The sequence below is a fragment of the Allosphingosinicella deserti genome (genome assembly GCF_003012735.1).
Lineage (GTDB): Bacteria > Pseudomonadota > Alphaproteobacteria > Sphingomonadales > Sphingomonadaceae > Allosphingosinicella > Allosphingosinicella deserti.
The window spans coordinates 93,548-110,446 of sequence record NZ_PXYI01000012.1 but is presented as its reverse complement, the minus strand read 5'-3'; the positions used below and the strand labels follow the sequence as shown (position 1 = coordinate 110,446).

General features: G+C 68.0%; 18 protein-coding genes and 1 other RNA gene. 6 read left to right on the top strand and 13 right to left on the bottom strand.

The genetic code is table 11. The features are described 5' to 3' along the window. Positions 1–80 precede the first annotated feature (80 nt). From C7I55_RS25315 to C7I55_RS25305, 3 genes are all read left to right on the top strand, one after another. The gene (locus tag C7I55_RS25315; protein WP_199193065.1) at positions 81–362 is read left to right on the top strand and encodes a hypothetical protein; all 282 of its coding nucleotides are present in this window, start codon (positions 81–83) and stop codon (positions 360–362) included. 241 nt (positions 363–603) lie between these two features. After that, positions 604–3,090 carry an ATP-dependent helicase HrpB gene (gene hrpB / locus C7I55_RS25310; protein ID WP_106515839.1) on the top strand — a complete coding sequence of 829 codons (2,487 nt, stop codon included), beginning with the start codon at positions 604–606 and terminating at the stop codon, positions 3,088–3,090. A gap of 73 nt (positions 3,091–3,163) precedes the next feature. Beyond that, entirely contained in the window at positions 3,164–3,442 is a 279-nt protein-coding gene (locus tag C7I55_RS25305) for an ETC complex I subunit (protein ID WP_106515838.1), read from the top strand. A 131-nt stretch (positions 3,443–3,573) separates the two neighbouring features. Here the strand turns inward: C7I55_RS25305 and C7I55_RS25300 are convergent, their stop codons facing one another. The 4 genes from C7I55_RS25300 to C7I55_RS25285 form a co-directional block, all read right to left on the bottom strand. Next, on the bottom strand, positions 3,574–4,110 hold the full coding sequence (locus C7I55_RS25300) for an NUDIX hydrolase (protein WP_233222407.1): 537 nt from the start codon (positions 4,108–4,110) through the stop codon (positions 3,574–3,576). Continuing rightward, complete coding sequence (locus C7I55_RS25295) at positions 4,107–4,787, bottom strand: TPM domain-containing protein (RefSeq protein WP_408640635.1); 681 nt, start codon at positions 4,785–4,787, stop codon at positions 4,107–4,109. Before C7I55_RS25295 ends, C7I55_RS25300 begins: the two co-directional genes overlap by 4 nt. Beyond that, positions 4,781–5,611 carry a TPM domain-containing protein gene (locus tag C7I55_RS25290; protein ID WP_106515836.1) on the bottom strand — a complete coding sequence of 277 codons (831 nt, stop codon included), beginning with the start codon at positions 5,609–5,611 and terminating at the stop codon, positions 4,781–4,783. The genes C7I55_RS25295 and C7I55_RS25290 overlap by 7 nt, the downstream gene beginning before the upstream one ends. A 73-nt stretch (positions 5,612–5,684) precedes the next feature. Continuing rightward, positions 5,685–6,278, bottom strand: coding sequence for a LemA family protein (locus C7I55_RS25285; protein WP_106515835.1), 594 nt, complete (start codon positions 6,276–6,278; stop codon positions 5,685–5,687). 64 nt (positions 6,279–6,342) lie between these two features. Between C7I55_RS25285 and ssrA the strand changes: the two genes are divergently transcribed. The 3 genes from ssrA (at position 6,343) to C7I55_RS25270 (ending at position 7,646) form a co-directional block, all read left to right on the top strand. Next, positions 6,343–6,719: a transfer-messenger RNA gene (ssrA, locus tag C7I55_RS25280) on the top strand. 146 nt (positions 6,720–6,865) lie between these two features. After that, the gene (locus C7I55_RS25275) at positions 6,866–7,333 is read left to right on the top strand and encodes a GreA/GreB family elongation factor (protein ID WP_106515834.1); all 468 of its coding nucleotides are present in this window, start codon (positions 6,866–6,868) and stop codon (positions 7,331–7,333) included. A 58-nt stretch (positions 7,334–7,391) separates the two neighbouring features. Then, on the top strand, positions 7,392–7,646 hold the full coding sequence (locus C7I55_RS25270) for a hypothetical protein (protein WP_106515833.1): 255 nt from the start codon (positions 7,392–7,394) through the stop codon (positions 7,644–7,646). A gap of 219 nt (positions 7,647–7,865) precedes the next feature. Here C7I55_RS25270 and pnp read toward each other — a convergent pair whose 3' ends face one another. The 9 genes from pnp to infB all read right to left on the bottom strand — a co-directional run bounded on the left by pnp (position 7,866) and on the right by infB (position 16,897). Further along, on the bottom strand, positions 7,866–10,235 hold the full coding sequence (gene pnp, locus C7I55_RS25265; protein ID WP_106515832.1) for a polyribonucleotide nucleotidyltransferase: 2,370 nt from the start codon (positions 10,233–10,235) through the stop codon (positions 7,866–7,868). A 173-nt stretch (positions 10,236–10,408) separates the two neighbouring features. After that, a complete protein-coding gene (gene rpsO, locus C7I55_RS25260) occupies positions 10,409–10,678 on the bottom strand; it encodes a 30S ribosomal protein S15 (RefSeq protein ID WP_106515831.1) in 270 nt (89 codons plus the stop codon). A gap of 16 nt (positions 10,679–10,694) precedes the next feature. Then, the gene (gene truB / locus C7I55_RS25255; RefSeq protein WP_106515830.1) at positions 10,695–11,708 is read right to left on the bottom strand and encodes a tRNA pseudouridine(55) synthase TruB; all 1,014 of its coding nucleotides are present in this window, start codon (positions 11,706–11,708) and stop codon (positions 10,695–10,697) included. 4 nt (positions 11,709–11,712) lie between these two features. Then, a complete protein-coding gene (locus C7I55_RS25250) occupies positions 11,713–12,342 on the bottom strand; it encodes a thymidine kinase (protein ID WP_106515829.1) in 630 nt (209 codons plus the stop codon). 32 nt (positions 12,343–12,374) lie between these two features. After that, a complete protein-coding gene (locus tag C7I55_RS25245) occupies positions 12,375–13,055 on the bottom strand; it encodes a site-2 protease family protein (RefSeq protein WP_106515828.1) in 681 nt (226 codons plus the stop codon). Further along, positions 13,042–13,587 carry a GNAT family N-acetyltransferase gene (locus C7I55_RS25240; RefSeq protein ID WP_332888441.1) on the bottom strand — a complete coding sequence of 182 codons (546 nt, stop codon included), beginning with the start codon at positions 13,585–13,587 and terminating at the stop codon, positions 13,042–13,044. The genes C7I55_RS25245 and C7I55_RS25240 overlap by 14 nt, the downstream gene beginning before the upstream one ends. Continuing rightward, complete coding sequence (gene rbfA / locus C7I55_RS25235) at positions 13,584–14,000, bottom strand: 30S ribosome-binding factor RbfA (protein ID WP_106515827.1); 417 nt, start codon at positions 13,998–14,000, stop codon at positions 13,584–13,586. Before rbfA ends, C7I55_RS25240 begins: the two co-directional genes overlap by 4 nt. A gap of 3 nt (positions 14,001–14,003) precedes the next feature. Continuing rightward, a complete protein-coding gene (locus tag C7I55_RS28355) occupies positions 14,004–14,171 on the bottom strand; it encodes a hypothetical protein (RefSeq protein ID WP_158266586.1) in 168 nt (55 codons plus the stop codon). Further along, complete coding sequence (infB, locus tag C7I55_RS25230; RefSeq protein ID WP_106515826.1) at positions 14,168–16,897, bottom strand: translation initiation factor IF-2; 2,730 nt, start codon at positions 16,895–16,897, stop codon at positions 14,168–14,170. Before infB ends, C7I55_RS28355 begins: the two co-directional genes overlap by 4 nt. Positions 16,898–16,899: the final 2 nt, after the last annotated feature.

The window sequence follows — 16,899 nt, the reverse complement described above, 5'->3', positions numbered from 1 at the left end:
AAGGAGTCCCGGCCGGGACAGTTGCCGATAACGCAGGCGAAACGATTGGAACGGCCTTATTCGCCAACGGTTTGGCAGATATGGGACCGGCATATTTCATCATCGCGATCATGGGCTGCGGCGAAGGCGACGCGGCGTGCCAGCAGGTGCGGACGCTCGACACCCAATACCAGTCCGAAGCCGCCTGCAGCCAGGCGACCGAAGCCGTGCTGCCGGGCCAGAACGACCTCGATTATCCCGTCGTCGTCGCCCAGTGCATGGCCGCCGGTGCAACGCCCAGGCCGATCAAGGCGGCCGAGGTCCAACTGCCCGAAGGCGGCACGGCCGACACCCGCAACAGCCCGCTTGAGGCCCGCAAGTAGATCTGCCCGCCTGTAGGGACGCGACCTTCACGAAAATTCTCCCAGAGTACGAGGAGGGGGTGTAGACGGGTCGACACGCCGGGGACGTGTCGAGAGCCGCAACCGGCTGCGGAGCAGCCGTCAGCCGCGGGCTGGTGGAGCGGGTTGCGAGGCTCGCCCGGGGGCTTGAAGCGCCCCGCCGTCCACCGTACCCACGAAATCCTCTTCCCCTGCGTCTTCGCTTCTGGCTGAGACTGCGCGCGTGACCCTGCCGATCCACGCCGTCCTGCCCGATCTTCTCGCTGCGCTGCGCCGCGGCGCGAACGCCGTCCTCGTCGCGCCGCCCGGCGCCGGCAAGACCACGGCCGTCGCACCCGTCCTGCTCGGCGAGCCCTGGTGCGAGGGCGAAGTGCTGGTGCTCTCGCCACGCCGCCTTGCGGCCCGAGCGGCGGCGGAGCGGATGGCCGAGCTTGCGGGCGAGCGGGTCGGCGAGACGATCGGCTACGCCACCCGGCTGGATACGAAGCGGTCCTCTCGAACCCGGGTCACCGTCCTCACGGAAGGCATTTTCCGGAATCGCATCCAGTCCGATCCGGAGCTTGCCGGCATCTCGGCGGTGCTGTTCGACGAGGTGCACGAGCGCAGCCTCGACAGCGATTTCGGTTTCGCCCTCGCGCTCGACGCCCAGGCCGCGCTGCGGCCGGACCTGCGCATCGTTGCAATGTCGGCGACACTCGATGGCGAGCGCTTCGCCGGGCTGATGGCGGAGGAGGGCGAACCGGCCCCGGTCGTCCTCAGCGAAGGCCGCAGCCACCCGATAGGCCATGTCTATCTCGGCCGTTCGGCGGAGCGGCGGATCGAGGACGATATGGCGCCCGCGATCCGCCGCGCGCTCGCGGAGGCCGAGGGCAGCCTGCTCGCCTTTTTGCCCGGCGTCGCCGAGATCGAACGCACCGCCGAGCGGCTCGAAGGGCAATTACCGTCCGGCACCGATCTGCACCGCCTGCACGGCAGCCTCGAACCGGCGGCGCAGCGGGCGGCGATCGCCGCGCCGCCCGCGGGCCGCCGCAAGATCGTGCTCGCCACCTCGATCGCCGAGACCAGCCTGACCCTGGACGGCGTCCGCATCGTCGTCGACAGCGGTCTCGCCCGCCGGCCGCGCTACGATCGCGCAGCCGGCATCACCCGCCTGGTCACCGAGCGCGCCAGCCAGGCGGCGGTCACCCAGCGTGCGGGCCGCGCGGGGCGCCAGGGCCCGGGCACGGTCTACCGCTTGTGGGAAGAGGCGGCGACCGCCGGCCTGCCGCGATTCGATCCGCCCGAGATTCTGGAAGCGGATCTGTCGGCCCTACTGCTCGATTGCGCGCTGTGGGGCGTTGCCGATCCCAGGGATCTGCGCTGGCTCGACACGCCGCCGGCCGCGGCCGTCGACGAGGCCCGGCGGCGCCTGCACTCGCTCGGCGCGCTCGGCGGGGATGGTCGGCCGACCCCCCACGGCAAAGCGATTGCCGCTTTGCCGCTGCCGCCTCGGCTTGCCCACATGATGATCGAGGCGGAATCGCGCGGCTGGGTCCGCACCGCTGCGGAGATCGCCGTCCTGCTTTCGGAACGGGGCCTCGGCGGCGGCGATTCCGATCTCGAGCTGCGCCTGCGCCGCTGGCGCGGCGATCGCGGCAAGCGAGCGGAGGCCGCGCGAGGCATGGCACGCCGGTGGCAGCAGTTGGTCGCCGGCCGCGAACGCCCTGGGGGCGGCGAGCCCGACAGTGTCGGCGCCTGCGTCGCGCTTGCTTATCCCGATCGCCTGTCGAGGCGCCGCTCGGCCTCGGGCGAGGAGTGGATCTCGGTCGGCGGGCGCGGCTTTCGGCTCGACCCGCATTCGCCGCTGACGCGGGAAAGCTGGCTTGCCGTAGCCGAAGTGAGCGGCAGCGCCGCTGGTGCGCGCATCCTCTCGGCCGCGGCGATCGCCGATGAGGAGGTCATGGCCCTGTTCGGCGACCAAATCGAGAGCGGCGCCGACATCCGCTTCGATCCTGAGACCGGCACGGTGCAGGCGCGACACGGCCGCAGGCTCGGCGCGATCACGCTCAGCGAAGGGCAGAATACCAAGGCGTCGCCGGACGAGATCTCCGCCGCGCTCATCGAGGGTGTCCGTACCCACGGGCTCGATCTGCTGCCGTGGAGCGACGGCGCGCGGTCGCTGCGCAAACGCGCCGTATTCGCGCGCACGTTCGAACCGTCGCTCCCCGATCTCTCCGACGCCGCCATGCTCGCGGTCCTCGACGAATGGCTGCCGCTGCTCGTCGCCGGCAAGCGGCGGCTTTCCGACGTGGATCCTTCCGCTCTGTCCGGAACGCTCGATGCCTTGCTCGGCTGGGACGGGCGCAAGAGCGTCGACCGGCTGGCGCCGCACGATTTCGAGACGCCGGCCGGAAGCAGCCATGCGATCGATTATGAAGCGGAGGCGGGCCCGACGGTCACCACCCGGGTGCAGGCTTTGTTCGGCCTGTCCGATCATCCCGCGATCGGCGGCGGCCGGGTGCCGCTCGTACTTTCGCTGACCTCGCCCGCCGGGCGGCCGATCCAGACCACGCGCGATCTGCCCGGTTTCTGGAAAGGGAGCTGGTCTGCCGTCGCCAAGGAGATGCGCGGCCGCTATCCCAAACATCCCTGGCCCGAAGATCCGGCGGCGGCGGATCCTACCCTGCGGACCAAGAAGGCCACGGCTCGGATCGGCGGCAGGGCCCAGTAGCTGTCGCAAGGAACGCGAAACGGTTGCTTTGCGTCTGCTTGTTAGGCAATTCGCGCACACGAAGGAGTATCAGATGGCGGCGCGAATCTTTCAGCGGTCCAAGAATGCGATGCAGTCCGGCAAGGCGACCGCCGGCGAGTGGATCCTGCAGTTCGAATCGCACCGTGCCCATACCCCCGATCCGCTCACCGGCTGGAGCGGCGGCGGCGACACCCAGTCGCAGGTGACGCTCTCCTTCCCGACCGAAGAGGCCGCCAGGGCCTATGCCGAGCGCAACGCCATCCCCTACCATCTCGTCCCGGCGAGCGAGCGCAAGCTCAAGCTCCAGTCCTACGCGGACAATTTCAAGTAAAGCTGGGTTCCGCCTGACCCGCATCACCGCTCGTCCCGAGCGAAGTCGAGGGGCGTGGCACCGACGCTGGAGAAGCGCCCCTCGACCTTGCTCGGGCGAACGACGCTGGGCTCCTGAACGGCTTCGGCGCCTCAGCCGAGTGACGGCACCAGGCTCGGCCCGAGCAGCAGCAGCAATTTGACGTCGACCTCATAGCCCTCGGCGCGCTTCGACTCGAGGAATGCCGGGATCTCGCTGAGCGGCACATGGTGGACGATGATGTCCTCGCCCTCGACGCCCCCGCCTTCGCCCACCTTGGTCAGTCCTTCCGCACGGACGAGAGTGAAATACTCGGCCGACATGCCCGGGGAGGCGTAGAACTTGCCGAGCGAAACGACCCGCTCGGGCCGGTACCCCGTCTCTTCCTCTAGCTCGCGCGCGGCGGCGGCCTCGATCGCCTCGCCTTCCTGATCGTCGCCGACCAGGCCGGCCGGAAGCTCGATGCAGGGGCCGCCGACCGGCACCCGATGCTGCTCGACCAGGATCACCTGGCCTTCATGGATGGCGAGGATCACCGCCGCGGTGACGTCGCGGGTACGGGAGACATATTCCCACTTGCCCTGCTTTTTCGCCGCAATGAATCGTCCCTGCCAGACGATCTCGCCTTCACCTTTGGTTCTGTCGCTCACAATTCGATCAGCCTATCCGGTAGTTCGTTGGGATTGTCGTGGGAGGGCGGAAGATGCGCGGCGAGCACGATGCCGATCTGCTCGACCGCTGCGACCATGCCCGCGCCCGGCTCGCCTGCTCTAACCTTGTCGATCAGGGCCGTCATGGCGTCGCCCCACACTTCCGGCTCGACCCGGCTGTGAATCGCCTGGTCTGCGATCAGCTCGGCCCGGTGCTCGAGCAGGGAAAGATAGAGAAGAACGCCGGTGCGGCCGGTGGTGCGCTGCTCGGCCGCCACGCGGAACAGCTCGAGCGCGCGTCGGCGCACGCGCCGGTTCTTGGTGCTGGCGGGAGTCAGTGCCATGCGCAGCGGCATCCAGGCGAGCGCGAAGCGAACCACCAGGAAGACGAAGGCGAGCAGGGCGAACAGCAACATCATCAGCATCGGCCGGGCAAGCTCCGCATTCCAGCCGAGCACCAGCGCGAGGCCGCGGTCGATCAACGATTGCGGGAGAAAGGCGAGCAAGGCCGGCACCAGCAGCATCGCCAGTACCGCATAATGGAGGCCGACGTCGTGATAGGCATCGGATCGGGGCGCGACGATCGTGACGATCTCGCCCTCGCTCGCCCGCTCGGCCGTCGCCACCGCAGCGCTCACGGCCGCATGCTCGGTCTCGCTCAATCGCAGCATCACCATCCCCCCGAAGCCCCGCCGCCGCCGAACGAGCCACCGCCGCCGGAGAAGCCGCCTCCGCCGCCGCCCCAGCCGCCACCGCCGCCGCCCCAGGACGAACCGCCGCCGCCGCCCCAGCCGCCACCGCCAAGGCCGGGGCCCCAGATCCACACGCCGCCGCCGCCCCGTCGGCGGTGCCGGCGTCCACGCCGCCCGCCGCTCAGCATCGGCAGGATCACGAACAGCAGGATGAAACCCCAGAAGATGAGGGTGAGGATCGATCCGCCCCCACCGCCGCCGGAGCGCGCCCCCGATTGCTGCTGCTGTTGTTGTTGCTGCTGCGCCTCCATCGCCGCGCGTTCTGCCGCCTCCGGAGGCGCCTGCAGCTGTGCGATCAGCGCATCGGCGCCGGCGTCGATCCCGCCCGGGAAATCGCCCTGCTGGAAACGCGGGCGGATAATGTCGCGAATGACTCGCCCCGAGAAAGCATCGGTCAGGATCGGCTCAAGTCCATCGCCGACCTCGATCCTCATCTTCTTCTCGGCAGGCGCGATCAGCAGGATCGCGCCATTGTCCGCCTCCTTGTCGCCTAGCTTCCAGGTCTCCCCGAGCTTGAATCCGACATCCTCGATCGAATAGCCCTGCAGGTCCGGAACGGTGACGACCACCAATTGCCGCGACGTCGTCCGCTCCAGCGCTTCGAGCTTCCCAGTGAGCGCTTGTTCTTGCGCGGGATCGAGCAAGCCCGCCTGATCGACGACGCGGCCCGTGAGGGCCGGTACGGTCTGCGCATAGCCTGGCGACACCATGAGCAGGGAGATCGCGACTATCAGAAGGCGGACGATCATTGCTGCCTGCCCCGCCGGAAGCGGCTCGGTCGGTCGGTCCGGGCGGGTCGCCGTGGTTGCGCCACCCTCCGGATCAGCTCGCGTTGCCGCCGAAATCGACCTTCGGCGCATCCTGTGCCGCGGCAGCCGCCTCGAACGGCGCCATCGGCTTCGCCCCGTAGAAGACCTTGGCGCCGATCACGTCGGGGAAGGTGCGGATGCGCGTGTTGTAGGCTTGGACCGCCTGATTATACTGCTCGCGCCGGCGTCCGATCCGGTTCTCCGTACCTTCGAGCTGGTCCTGCAGACCGAGGAAATTCTGGTTGGTCTTGAGCTCCGGATAGGCCTCCTGAAGCCGCTGCAGCGAGATGGTGAGCCGCGATTGTGCCTCGGAGAGGCGGGCCATCGCCTGCGGATCGGTCAGCTGGTCGCCGGTGACCTGGATCTGATTGGCGCTAGCGCGGGCTTCGGTGACCTCGCGCAGCACGTCGCGCTCCTGAGCCGCGGCCGCCTTGACGGTTGCGACCAGATTGGGGACGAGGTCCGATCGACGCTGTAATTCGGTCTGGACGTCGGCCCAGCGCGCCTTCGCCTCTTCCTCGGCCGTCGGTACGGAATTGACGCCGCAGCTGGCCAGCGACACCCCGGCGACCGGCAGCAGGAAGGCGCTCATCAGAGACTTCTTCATCTCGGCAATCCCCTTATGTTGAACGGGCACGTAGGGGCTTCGAACCGCCTCCGCAACGGGCGTGGCCCTTTAAATCCCTGCGAAACCGTCTATATGAGTCCCTGCCGGCTTCGGCCGGCTATGGCGATAAAGTGCAGCGTCCAATAGGCGCAGCGGACCCGGGGGCGGTACCCGGCGGCTCCACCACCGGAGCTGAGCCGCTCGGCGGCACGCTTCATGCGTGTCGACGAAGGCTCAGCCTCGATGAAGGGGCCGAACTAGGATCGACGTGTGTTGAAATACGCTGTTTTCGCTCGGGCTGAGTAACCCGTTAAAGGCTCAAAACCACAAGTGCCAACGATAACGAAGCACTCGCGATCGCAGCGTAACTAATTCCCTCACGGGAATAGGTTACAAAGCTTAGCGCGGCAGGGACCACGCCGGGCAACAGAAGTGGAAACCAGCGGTACGGGGAGCACCGGGCAACAGAAGCTCCCCACTTCACCACCAGCGCTCCGGCCCGCGCCATGGCGCAACGGCCTTCCTTCCGCGTCGCGCGAGCGGGTTGCCGATCCAGCCGATGCCGATCCAACCAGGGGAGATCGACCGTGAGCGTAGCCTTTCGCCGGGAAAGCGACGAAGAGCATAAGGAGCCCCGGTTCGAGCTGCCGCTCCCGCCCGGCCCCAATCTCGTCACCGCCCGCGGACTTGCCCAGATCGAAGCCCATGTCGCCGAGCGCGAAGCCGCGGTTCAGCAGCCGCTGGACGATGATACGCTCGCCATTGCCCAGCGCGAGCTGCGCTATTGGCGCACCCGCCTCGCCACCGCCCAGCTCGCGCCGCCGCCGCCGGCCGACCAGGCCGCATTCGGCTCCCGCGTCACGTTCACCTTGAACGGCCAGCGCAAGAGCGTCGATATCGTCGGCGACGACGAGGCCGATCCGCATGCAGGCCTGATCTCCTTTTCCGCGCCGCTCGCGCGCGCGCTGATCGGCGCCGGAGTCGGCGACGTGGCCGATTTCGGCGGCAAGGCCGATGCGATCGAGATCCTCGCCGTGGCCCCGCGCGACGCCTGATTGCGCTCGGCGCCTGCGGATGCTGATATCGGCGTCCGATCCTGCTCCGGAGCTTATCATGACCCGACGCCTTCTCCCCGTCCTCGCCCTCCTCGCGCTGGCGGGCTGCTCGGACGAGCCCGAGAATCTTCAGACCAAGGCCGACAATCTCTCGCGCTCGCTGGAGACCAAGGCCGACCTGCTCGAGAACGAAGCCTCGAACGGCGTCGATGCGGCGATCGCCCCGCTCGACAACGAAGCCAATGCCCTGCTCGCACAAGCCGACAACAGCGCCGCGCCCGCGGACAATGCGGCCGGCAACACGGGACAATAAGGCGGAGCCCGACACCGCCCCACCCCGTTCGGGCTGAGCTTGTCGAAGCCCTCCCTTTCCTTGCTCGTTGCGTAAGAAGGAGAGGGCTTCGACAGGCTCAGCCCGAACGGCGTTTGGAGCGATTGCCTTCCGCGTGCCCAGCTCACCCGCACACAGCACAAAAAGAAAGGGCTGCCGGATCGCTCCGGCAGCCCTTCCTGTTGGTGCTGACGCTCCGACTCAGTCGTCGTTGCGGGTCAGGAATGCGGGGGCGAATTCGGGATCGCCGCCTTCGTTGCCGCCGGCAGGGCTGCCGCCTTCGCTGCGCTCGCGACGGGGACGGTCGCCGCCCTCGCTACGCTCGCCGCGTCCGCCGCGATCGCCGCCGCGTCCGCCACGACCTTCGCCGTCACGGCGCGGGCCACGGCCGCGATCGCCGCCGCGGTCACCGCGGTCACCACGATCGCTGCGCTCGCCACGGGGACGCTCCTCGCGGGGCGGACGGGTGTCCTCCAGCTCGGCGCCGGTCTCCTGGTCGACGACACGCATCGACAGGCGAACCTTGCCGCGCGGATCGATCTCGAGGACCTTGACCTTCACGTCCTGGCCCTCGGAAAGGACGTCCGCGACCTTCTCGACGCGCTCGTTCTTGATCTCCGAGACGTGGACGAGACCGTCCTTGCCGCCCATGAAGTTCACGAAGGCGCCGAAATCGACGAGGTTGACGACCTTGCCGCTATAGACCTTGCCGACTTCCGGCTCTTCGACGATGCCCTGGATCCAACGGCGCGCCGCTTCGATCTGCGACACGTCGGACGAGCTGATCTTGATGATGCCCTCGTCGTCGATGTCGACCTTGGCGCCGGTGGTCGCAACGATCTCGCGGATCACCTTGCCGCCGGTGCCGATGACGTCGCGGATCTTGGTCTTGTCGATCGTCATCGTCTCGATCCGCGGCGCGTGCGCCGACAGCTCGGTGCGGGTCTGATCGAGCGCCTTGGCCATCTCGTCGAGGATGTGCGCGCGGCCGGCCTTGGCCTGCTCGAGCGCCGTCTTCATGATCTCCTGGGTGATGCCGGCGATCTTGATGTCCATCTGAAGGCTGGTGATGCCCTCGGACGTGCCGGCAACCTTGAAGTCCATGTCGCCGAGATGATCCTCGTCGCCGAGGATGTCGGAGAGGACCGCAAAGTCCTTGCCTTCGAGGATCAGGCCCATGGCGATGCCGGAGACCGGACGCTTCAGCGGGACGCCCGCATCCATCAGCGCCAGCGAACCGCCGCACACCGAGGCCATCGACGACGAGCCGTTCGACTCGGTGATGTCGGAGGTGACGCGGATCGTGTACGGGAATTCCTCGTGGGTCGGCAGCACCGGATTGAGCGCGCGCCAGGCGAGCTTGCCGTGACCGACTTCGCGGCGCCCCGGAGCGCCGAAGCGGCCCACTTCACCGACCGAATAAGGCGGGAAGTTATAGTGGAGCATGAAGCGCTGGTAGGAGAGGCCTTCCAGGCCGTCGATCATCTGCTCCGCGTCCTTGGTGCCAAGGGTGGTGGTGCAGATCGCCTGGGTCTCGCCGCGGGTGAACAGCGACGAGCCGTGGGTGCGCGGCAGGAAGCCGACCATCGCCTCGATCGGACGGACGGTCTTGGTGTCGCGGCCGTCGATGCGGCGGCCTTCCTTCAGGATGGCACCGCGGACGATCTCCGCCTCGAGCTTCTTGACCAGCTTCTGGGCGACGAGCTGTTGCTGCGGCTCGGCATCGGCGAACGCGGCCTTGGCCTTGTCGCGGGCCGCGTTGAGCAGGTTCGAGCGCTCGGACTTGCTGGTCGTGCGATAGGCGGCGGCGATGTCCTCGCCGACGATGTCGCGCAGCTGCTGCTTGAGCGCCGACTGGTCGGCGCCGGTGTCGAGCTCCCACGGATCCTTGGCGGCCTGCTCGGCCAGGCTGATGATCGCGTCGACGACCTTGCGGCTCGCTTCGTGGGCGAACATCACGGCACCGAGCATGACCTCTTCCGAAAGCTCCTTGGCTTCGGATTCGACCATCATCACGGCTTCGTGGGTGGCGGCGACGATGAGGTCGAGCGAACCGTCCTTGGTCTGCTCGAGGCTTGGGTTGAGCTGATACTCGCCGTCCTTGTAGCCGACGCGGGCGGCGCCGATCGGGCCCATGAACGGAACGCCGGAGATGGTGAGCGCGGCGGAGGCGGCGATCATCGCGACGATGTCGGGCTCGTTCTCGCCGTCATAGCTCAGCACGTGGGCGATGACGTTGATCTCGTTGTAGAAGCCTTCCGGGAAAAGCGGGCGGATCGGCCGGTCGATGAGGCGGCTGGTCAGCGTTTCCTTTTCGGTGGCGCCGCGCTCGCGCTTGAAGAAGCCGCCGGGGATGCGGCCGGCAGCCGAGAATTTTTCCTGATAGTGAACGGTGAGCGGGAAGAAATCCTGCCCGGCCTTCACGGTCTTCGCCGCGGTGACGGCGCAGAGGACGACGGTTTCGCCGATGGTCGCGATCACTGCGCCGTCGGCCTGGCGGGCAACGCGCCCCGTTTCGAGCGTGAGGGTCTTTCCGCCCAGCTCGACTTCAACTTTCTTCGTATCGAACATGTGATTTCCTTCCGTCCGGCCGCCCTATGCGGCCGGGGCCTGTGCGGCCCGGCTTTCCCGCCGGTGCCTTCCGGGCCTGTCGCCCGGCTTGGTGGACCTTGTTGGTCCGATCTGGCGCTGCCGAATTGCAGGCGCCAGATGTGCAAAGCGGCCCCGAATGGGGCCGCTTTGTGTTACTTGCGAAGGCCGAGCTTCGCGATGAGTGCGAGGTAGCGCGCTTCGTCTTCCTTGCGGAGATAATCCAGGAGAGAGCGGCGCTTGTTGACCATCATGAGCAGACCGCGGCGGGAGTGATTGTCCTTGGCGTGGGTCTTGAAATGCTCGGTCAGATTGGAAATGCGTTCGGTCAGGATCGCGACCTGGACTTCGGGAGACCCGGTGTCCGTGCTGCCACGGGCATTGTCGCTGATGATTTCCTGCTTGCGCTCGGCGGTAACCGACATCGTCTATCCTTTCACATTAGAGGTTGAAGCCGCGCACCACCCGAATCTCGGCACGGAGTTCGTCTCCGTCGGCTTCCACGAGCGCAACCGGAACAGACTGGTCGGTCGCAAGATGGAGGCCTCGTTGTGCGGCAATCCCGATCAAAACCCGCCCCTGGCGGAGCAGCCTTGCCTGATCGGGGGAGACGGGTAGAGCCGGGATGTCGTCCAGCCCCGCCGTCAGCGGCAAGAGTGTCTGTTCTAGCTCGCGGGCCTTACCCGCTTCGCCCAATTTGTCCAGCGAAATCGCGTCGCTGAGGGTGAACGGACCCGCCTTGATCCGTCTCAACATGGTGACATGGCCGACGCTTTCCAGGGCATAAGCAATGTCGCGCGCGAGCGAGCGGACATAGGTGCCCTTGGACACACGAGCCCGCAACGTCACGGACTCCAGTTCCTCCCCGGGCTTTGCTCGGGGAGGGGGACCATGCGTAGCATGGTGGAGGGGCTGCTCCGATGTCGGTGCCGCCCCCTCCACCCCGCCGCTACGCGACGCGGTCCTCCTCCCCGAGACAAGCTCGGGGAGGATATCTAAACTGTGCACCGTCACCGCCCGCGTCTTCATCTCGACCTCGACCCCCGCCCGCGCGAGATCGTAGGCCCGCTTCCCGTCGACCTTGATCGCGGAATAGATCGGCGGCACCTGCTCGATCGACCCGACGAACCGCGGCAGCACCGCCTCGACCTCGGCCAGGGCCGGACGGACCTCGGACGTCGCCACCACCACGCCTTCGGTGTCGAGCGTGTCGGTCTGGTCCCCGAAGCGGATGGTGAATTCATAGATCTTGTCGGCGTCCAGCATCCGCCCAGAAAGCTTGGTCGCCTCGCCGAGCGCGATCGGCAGCACGCCGCTCGCCAGGGGATCGAGCGTGCCGCCATGCCCCACCTTCATCTTGCCGTAGCCGCCGTCGCGCAGCGCGCGCTTGACCTTGGAGACGATGTCGGTGGAGCCGGGCCCCACCGGCTTGTCGATGATCAGCCAGCCGTGCATCGCCTCAGCCCAGCCCCGCGGGGCTGGTGAGGGTCAGCCGCAGCTGTCGCGCCTCGGACTCGTTGATCCGCTCCATGAAATGGCGCCGGCACAAGGCGAGATAGCGGTCGTTGCCGCCGATCTCGGTCTGCTCGCCGGCGGCGACCGGCATTCCCTCGGCGTCGACGCGCAGGTTCATCGTCGCCTTGCGCCCGCATTCGCAGATCGCCTTCAGCTCGACGAGCGTGTCGGCCAGAGCGAGCAGATGGGCGCTGCCTTCGAACAGATTGGCCTGGAAATCGGTGCGCAGGCCATAAGCGAGCACCGGGATGTTGAGCTCGTCGCAGATCGAGGCGATCTGGAACACCTGGCTGCGCGTCAGGAACTGGGCCTCGTCGACCAGGATGCAATCCACCCGGCGCGTCTTCAGCGCCGCCTCGACCGCACGGCGGATGTCGGTCGCCGGCTCGAACGTGTTCGCCTCTGCGCTGAGCCCGATCCGGGAGGCGATCGTGCCGACGCCGGCGCGATCGTCGATCGCCGCGGTGTAGAGCATCGGCTCCATGCCCCGCTCGCGATAGTTGAACGCCGCCTGCAGCAGCACGGTGGATTTGCCGGCGTTCATCGACGCATAGTAGAAATAGAGCTTGGCCATTGCGGTTCTTTAGCGGCTTCGGGGCAGGCGCTCTAGGCGAGCCCGACGAGCCCGAGCAGGAAGCCGGCGACCGCACGGACGGGCGGCACCACCAGGCGCGCGACGATGTCGGCGTTCGGCGACAGCATTGGCAGCACCACCAGCAGGAAGACGAGCAAAGGAAAACCGAAGCGGCCGATCCTGCGGAAGTGCCCCGCCGCTCGGCGCGGCAGCAATCCCTCGACGACGTGGCCGCCGTCGAAGGGCGGGATCGGCAGCAAGTTGAACACCGCCAGGAAGATGTTGATCAGCAGGAAATTGGCGAGGTTCGCTGCGATGAACCCGCTCGCCGCGCCCCCGGCCTCGGCGCTCGGCGCCACCACCGCAAGGCCGATCGCCGCCAGCAGGGCAAGCGCGAAGTTCATCCCCGGCCCGGCAAGCGCGACCAGCATCATGTGCAGGCGGGGCCTGCGCATCCGCGCCGCCACCACCGGCACCGGTTTCGCCCATCCGAACACCGGCGCGCCGGCGACGGCGAGCACCAGCGGCAGGGCGATCGTGCCGATCGGATCGACGTGGCGGATCGGATTGGGGCTGAGCCGGCCGAGATCCCGGGCGGTCGGATCGCCGAACGCATTGGCGACCCAGCCGTGCGAGATTTCGTGAAGGACGATGGCGACGACCAGCGGGATCAGCCAGGTGGCGACCCTGTAGACGATGTTATCCGGCGGCATTGCGCGCACGATATTCGTCGGCGAGGATCGAGAAGAGCACCGTGTCGCGGACATGGCCGTTCCAGGTGATCCGATCCTGGCGGATGACGCCTTCGCGCACCCCCCCGATCTTCGCCATCGCGGCCTGCGACCGGCCGTTGCGGGCATCGACACGGAATTCGACGCGCCGGAAGCCGCAGTCGAACGCGCGGGTCAGCATCAGGTCCTTGACCCGGCGGTTGAACCCGGTCCCGCGCAGTGCCGGCACATAATATGTGTTGCCGATCTCGAGCACCATGCGGTCGAGGTCGATGCCGAGGAAGCAGCTGATCCCGACCAGCGATTCGCCCGAGAAGATCGCAAAGCACCGCCAGTTCGGTCGCGCCAGGATGCGGTCGAAGCTCTCGTCGAAATGCTCCGGGTCGTAGGAGGTCGCGTAGATCGGCCAGATCGCGAGATCTTCCGCGCAGGCCGCCTTGAGCGCGGCGCGATGCGCTTCTGCCAGCGGCTCCAGCCGGATCTCTCCATCCGACATCGCCGCGCCGAGGGTCACGCCTCGTCGGTCTCGGAATCCTCGCGTTCGCCCAGATCGCGCGCGACCACCGGCGAGCGCAGGATCGCGTCGATGTGGCTGCCCTCGTCGAAGCTCTCGTCGGCGAGGAATTTGAGCTTGGCGGCGAATTTGGTGTTCACCCGCATCGCCACCGAGCGCTGCAGATAGGCGGTGTTGGTGCGCAGCGCCTTCAGCACCGTCTGCTCGTCCTCGCCGAGCAGCGGCTTCACGAACACGGTCGCATGGCGCAGGTCGGGCGACATCCGCACCTCGGTGACCGAGACGAGATGGCTGGCGAGGACGTCGTCATGGACGTCGCCGCGCATCAGGATATCGGACAGCGCATGGCGCACCTGCTCGCCAACGCGGAGCAGGCGGACGGAGCGTCCTTCGTTGGATTCGGTACGTTTCATAACTCACATCATCCAGGGAAGCCCGACTGCGGCGATGAGGAGGAGTGAGAGCGAGCAGCCCAAGCCTTCGCCTAGGCATCCGGCGCCTTCGCCGACCAGTTCGATCGCGCCGAAGCCGTCGACACCGTCGGTCCAGCGGGACTCGCTTTCCTCCTCCTCGTGTTCGCTCACAGGGTCCGGGCGCGCTCCTCGACTTCGAACACTTCAAGATGGTCGCCCGCCTTGATGTCGTTCGTGTCGGCGAGCAGCACGCCGCATTCGAGGCCCGCGCGCACTTCGGCGACGTCGTCCTTGAACCGGCGCAGCGACGAGATCGTGGTCTTGGACACGATGACGTCCTGACGGGTGAGGCGCGCATGGAGGCCCTTGCGGAGCACGCCTTCGAGCACCAGCAGACCCGCCGCCTTGTCCTTCTTTCCGGCCGGGAACACTTCCTTGACCTCGGCACGGCCGACGACCGTCTCGATGATCTCGGGCCCGAGCTCGCCCGCCATCGCCTGCTTCACCCAGTCGGTGAGGTGGTAGATGACGTCGTAATAGCGGAACTCGACGCCGTTGCGCTCGGCGATCTCACGCGCCTTGGCGTTCGGGCGAACGTTGAAGCCGATGATCGGCGCCTTGGACGCGCTGGCCAGGATCACGTCGCTCTCGGTGATCCCGCCGACTCCGGCGTGCAGGATGCGCGCGCGGATGTCTTCGGTCGAGATGCGATTGACCGCGGTTGCGATCGCCTCCGCCGAACCCTGCACGTCGGCCTTGATGACCAAAGGAAATTCCTTGGTCTGGCTGGCGCGCGAGGCGAACATGTTCTCCAGGCTGATCGGTGCCGACGTCGTCCGCTTGCGGTCGAGGAGACCCTGGCGATAATCGGCGACCTCGCGGGCCCGCGCCTCGTTCTCGACGACGGTGAGCACGTCGCCCGCCGACGGAACGCCGGACAGGCCGAGCACTTCCACCGGAACCGACGGACCCGCTTCCTTCACCTGGCGGCCCTTGTCGTCGATCATCGCGCGGACCTTGCCGGAGATCGCACCGACCACGAAGATGTCGCCGACGCGGAGCGTGCCGCGCTGGACGAGCACCGTCGCGAGCGGGCCGCGGCCCTTGTCGAGCTTGGCTTCGACGACCGCGCCCTCGGCGGGGCGGTCCGGGTTGGCGGTGATCTCGAGCAGTTCGGCCTGTAGCGCGATCGCCTCGAGCAAGCCGTCGAGGTTGGTCTTTTTCAGCGCCGAAACCTCGACGTCCTGGACGTCGCCGCCAAGATCCTCGACGACGATCTCGTGCTGCAGCAATTCCTCGCGGACCCGCTGCGGACGCGCACCGTCCTTGTCGATCTTGTTGATCGCGACGATCATCGGCACGCCGGCCGCCTTGGTGTGGTTGATCGCTTCCACCGTCTGCGGCTTGAGCCCATCATCGGCGGCAACGACCAGCACGACGATGTCGGTGACGTTGGCACCGCGCTGGCGCATCTCGGTGAACGCCTCGTGGCCCGGCGTATCGAGGAAGGTGATCTTCGATTTGTCGGGCAGCTGCACCTGGTAGGCACCGATATGCTGGGTAATCCCGCCGGCCTCGCCGGAGACCACGTTCGCGCCGCGGATCGCGTCGAGAAGCGAGGTCTTGCCGTGGTCGACGTGGCCCATGATGGTGACCACCGGCGGCCGCGCCTGCAGGTTCTCGGCCGCATCCTCGTCGCCGCCCAGCCCGATTTCTACGTCGGATTCGGAGACGCGCTTGATGTTGTGCCCGAACTCGGTGACCAGCAGTTCTGCGGTGTCCTGATCGACCGTCTGGTTGACGGTCACCACCATGCCCATCTTGAACAGCGATTTCACCAGATCGGCGGCACGCTCGGCCATGCGGTTGGCGAGCTCGCCGACCGTGATCGTCTCCGGCACGACGACGTCGCGAACCTGCTTGGCCGACGGACCGGACTGCTGGTGGGCACGCTTTTCCTTTTCGCGGGCGCGGCGGAGCGCGGCCAGCGAGCGGGCGCGATTGTCGTCGTCGCCGCCCGAAAGCGCGCGGGTGACGGTGAGCTTGCCGGCGTGGCGGCGGTCGTCGCGGCCACGGCCCGGACGCGCCGGCTCGGGGCGCTTCGGCGCGGTCGTCGGAGTCTTCGGACGCGGCAGGGCGCCGCGGCGCTCTTCCTCGGTCCGGGCGGTCGCCGGAGCCGAGCCGTTGCCGGCAGGCTGCGCGCCACCCGGCGCAGCGGCCGGCTGCGAGGCTTCCTCGGTCGCGCGGCGCGCGGCTTCGGCGGCCTCTTCCTCGGCCTTGCGGCGTGCCTCTTCCTCGGCGCGGCGATTCTCTTCCTGGCGGCGGCGCTCGTCCTCGGTCGCCTGCTGGGCCTGGCGGTCCTCGCGGCGGCGCGCTTCCTCCAGCACGTTCAGGCGGGCTTCCTCGGCTTCGCGCAGCAGGCGCTCCTGGAATTCGCGGCGGGCCATCGGATCGTTCGGCATCGGCCGGGCGGACGGGGCCGGACGCGGAGCGGGCGCGGCCGGCTGCGGAGCCCGAGCGGCAGGCGCCGACGGGGCACGCGCTGGCGTCGCCGCAGCCTGGGTGGGAGCCGGGGCCGCGACCTGAGCGGACGGCTGGGTCGGAGCCGGCGCCGCGGGCGCAACGGCGGCCGGGGCCGAAGGCGCAGCGGCGGCGGGCGCAGGCGCCGGGGCCGGGGCCGGGGCTGCGGGGGCTGCGGCCGCGGGCTGCGGCGCCTCCTCGACACGCGGTGCCTCCTCGCCGGGACGGCCGAGGATGCGACGCTTCTTCACTTCGACGACGACGGTGTTCGACCGGCCGTGGCTGAAGCTCTGCTTCACCTTGCCAGTCTCAACGGTGCGTTTCAGGCCCAGCGGCGCGCGCGCTCCCAGCTTCGGCTTATCAGTCGTATCGCTCATTA

Bases quoted from the DNA above. Each gene is read 5' to 3' on its own strand.
- C7I55_RS25315 (WP_199193065.1), top strand. From the start codon at position 81: ATGGGACCGGCATATTTCATCATCGCGATCATGGGCTGCGGCGAAGGC.
- C7I55_RS25305 (WP_106515838.1), top strand. From the start codon at position 3,164: ATGGCGGCGCGAATCTTTCAGCGGTCCAAGAATGCGATGCAGTCCGGC.
- C7I55_RS25295 (WP_408640635.1), bottom strand. From the start codon at position 4,787: ATGGTGATGCTGCGATTGAGCGAGACCGAGCATGCGGCCGTGAGCGCT.
- C7I55_RS25290 (WP_106515836.1), bottom strand. From the start codon at position 5,611: ATGATCGTCCGCCTTCTGATAGTCGCGATCTCCCTGCTCATGGTGTCG.
- C7I55_RS25285 (WP_106515835.1), bottom strand. From the start codon at position 6,278: ATGAAGAAGTCTCTGATGAGCGCCTTCCTGCTGCCGGTCGCCGGGGTG.
- C7I55_RS25270 (WP_106515833.1), top strand. From the start codon at position 7,392: ATGACCCGACGCCTTCTCCCCGTCCTCGCCCTCCTCGCGCTGGCGGGC.
- pnp (WP_106515832.1), bottom strand. From the start codon at position 10,235: ATGTTCGATACGAAGAAAGTTGAAGTCGAGCTGGGCGGAAAGACCCTC.
- rpsO (WP_106515831.1), bottom strand. From the start codon at position 10,678: ATGTCGGTTACCGCCGAGCGCAAGCAGGAAATCATCAGCGACAATGCC.
- truB (WP_106515830.1), bottom strand. From the start codon at position 11,708: ATGCACGGCTGGCTGATCATCGACAAGCCGGTGGGGCCCGGCTCCACC.
- C7I55_RS25250 (WP_106515829.1), bottom strand. From the start codon at position 12,342: ATGGCCAAGCTCTATTTCTACTATGCGTCGATGAACGCCGGCAAATCC.
- C7I55_RS25245 (WP_106515828.1), bottom strand. From the start codon at position 13,055: ATGCCGCCGGATAACATCGTCTACAGGGTCGCCACCTGGCTGATCCCG.
- rbfA (WP_106515827.1), bottom strand. From the start codon at position 14,000: ATGAAACGTACCGAATCCAACGAAGGACGCTCCGTCCGCCTGCTCCGC.
- infB (WP_106515826.1), bottom strand. From the start codon at position 16,897: ATGAGCGATACGACTGATAAGCCGAAGCTGGGAGCGCGCGCGCCGCTG.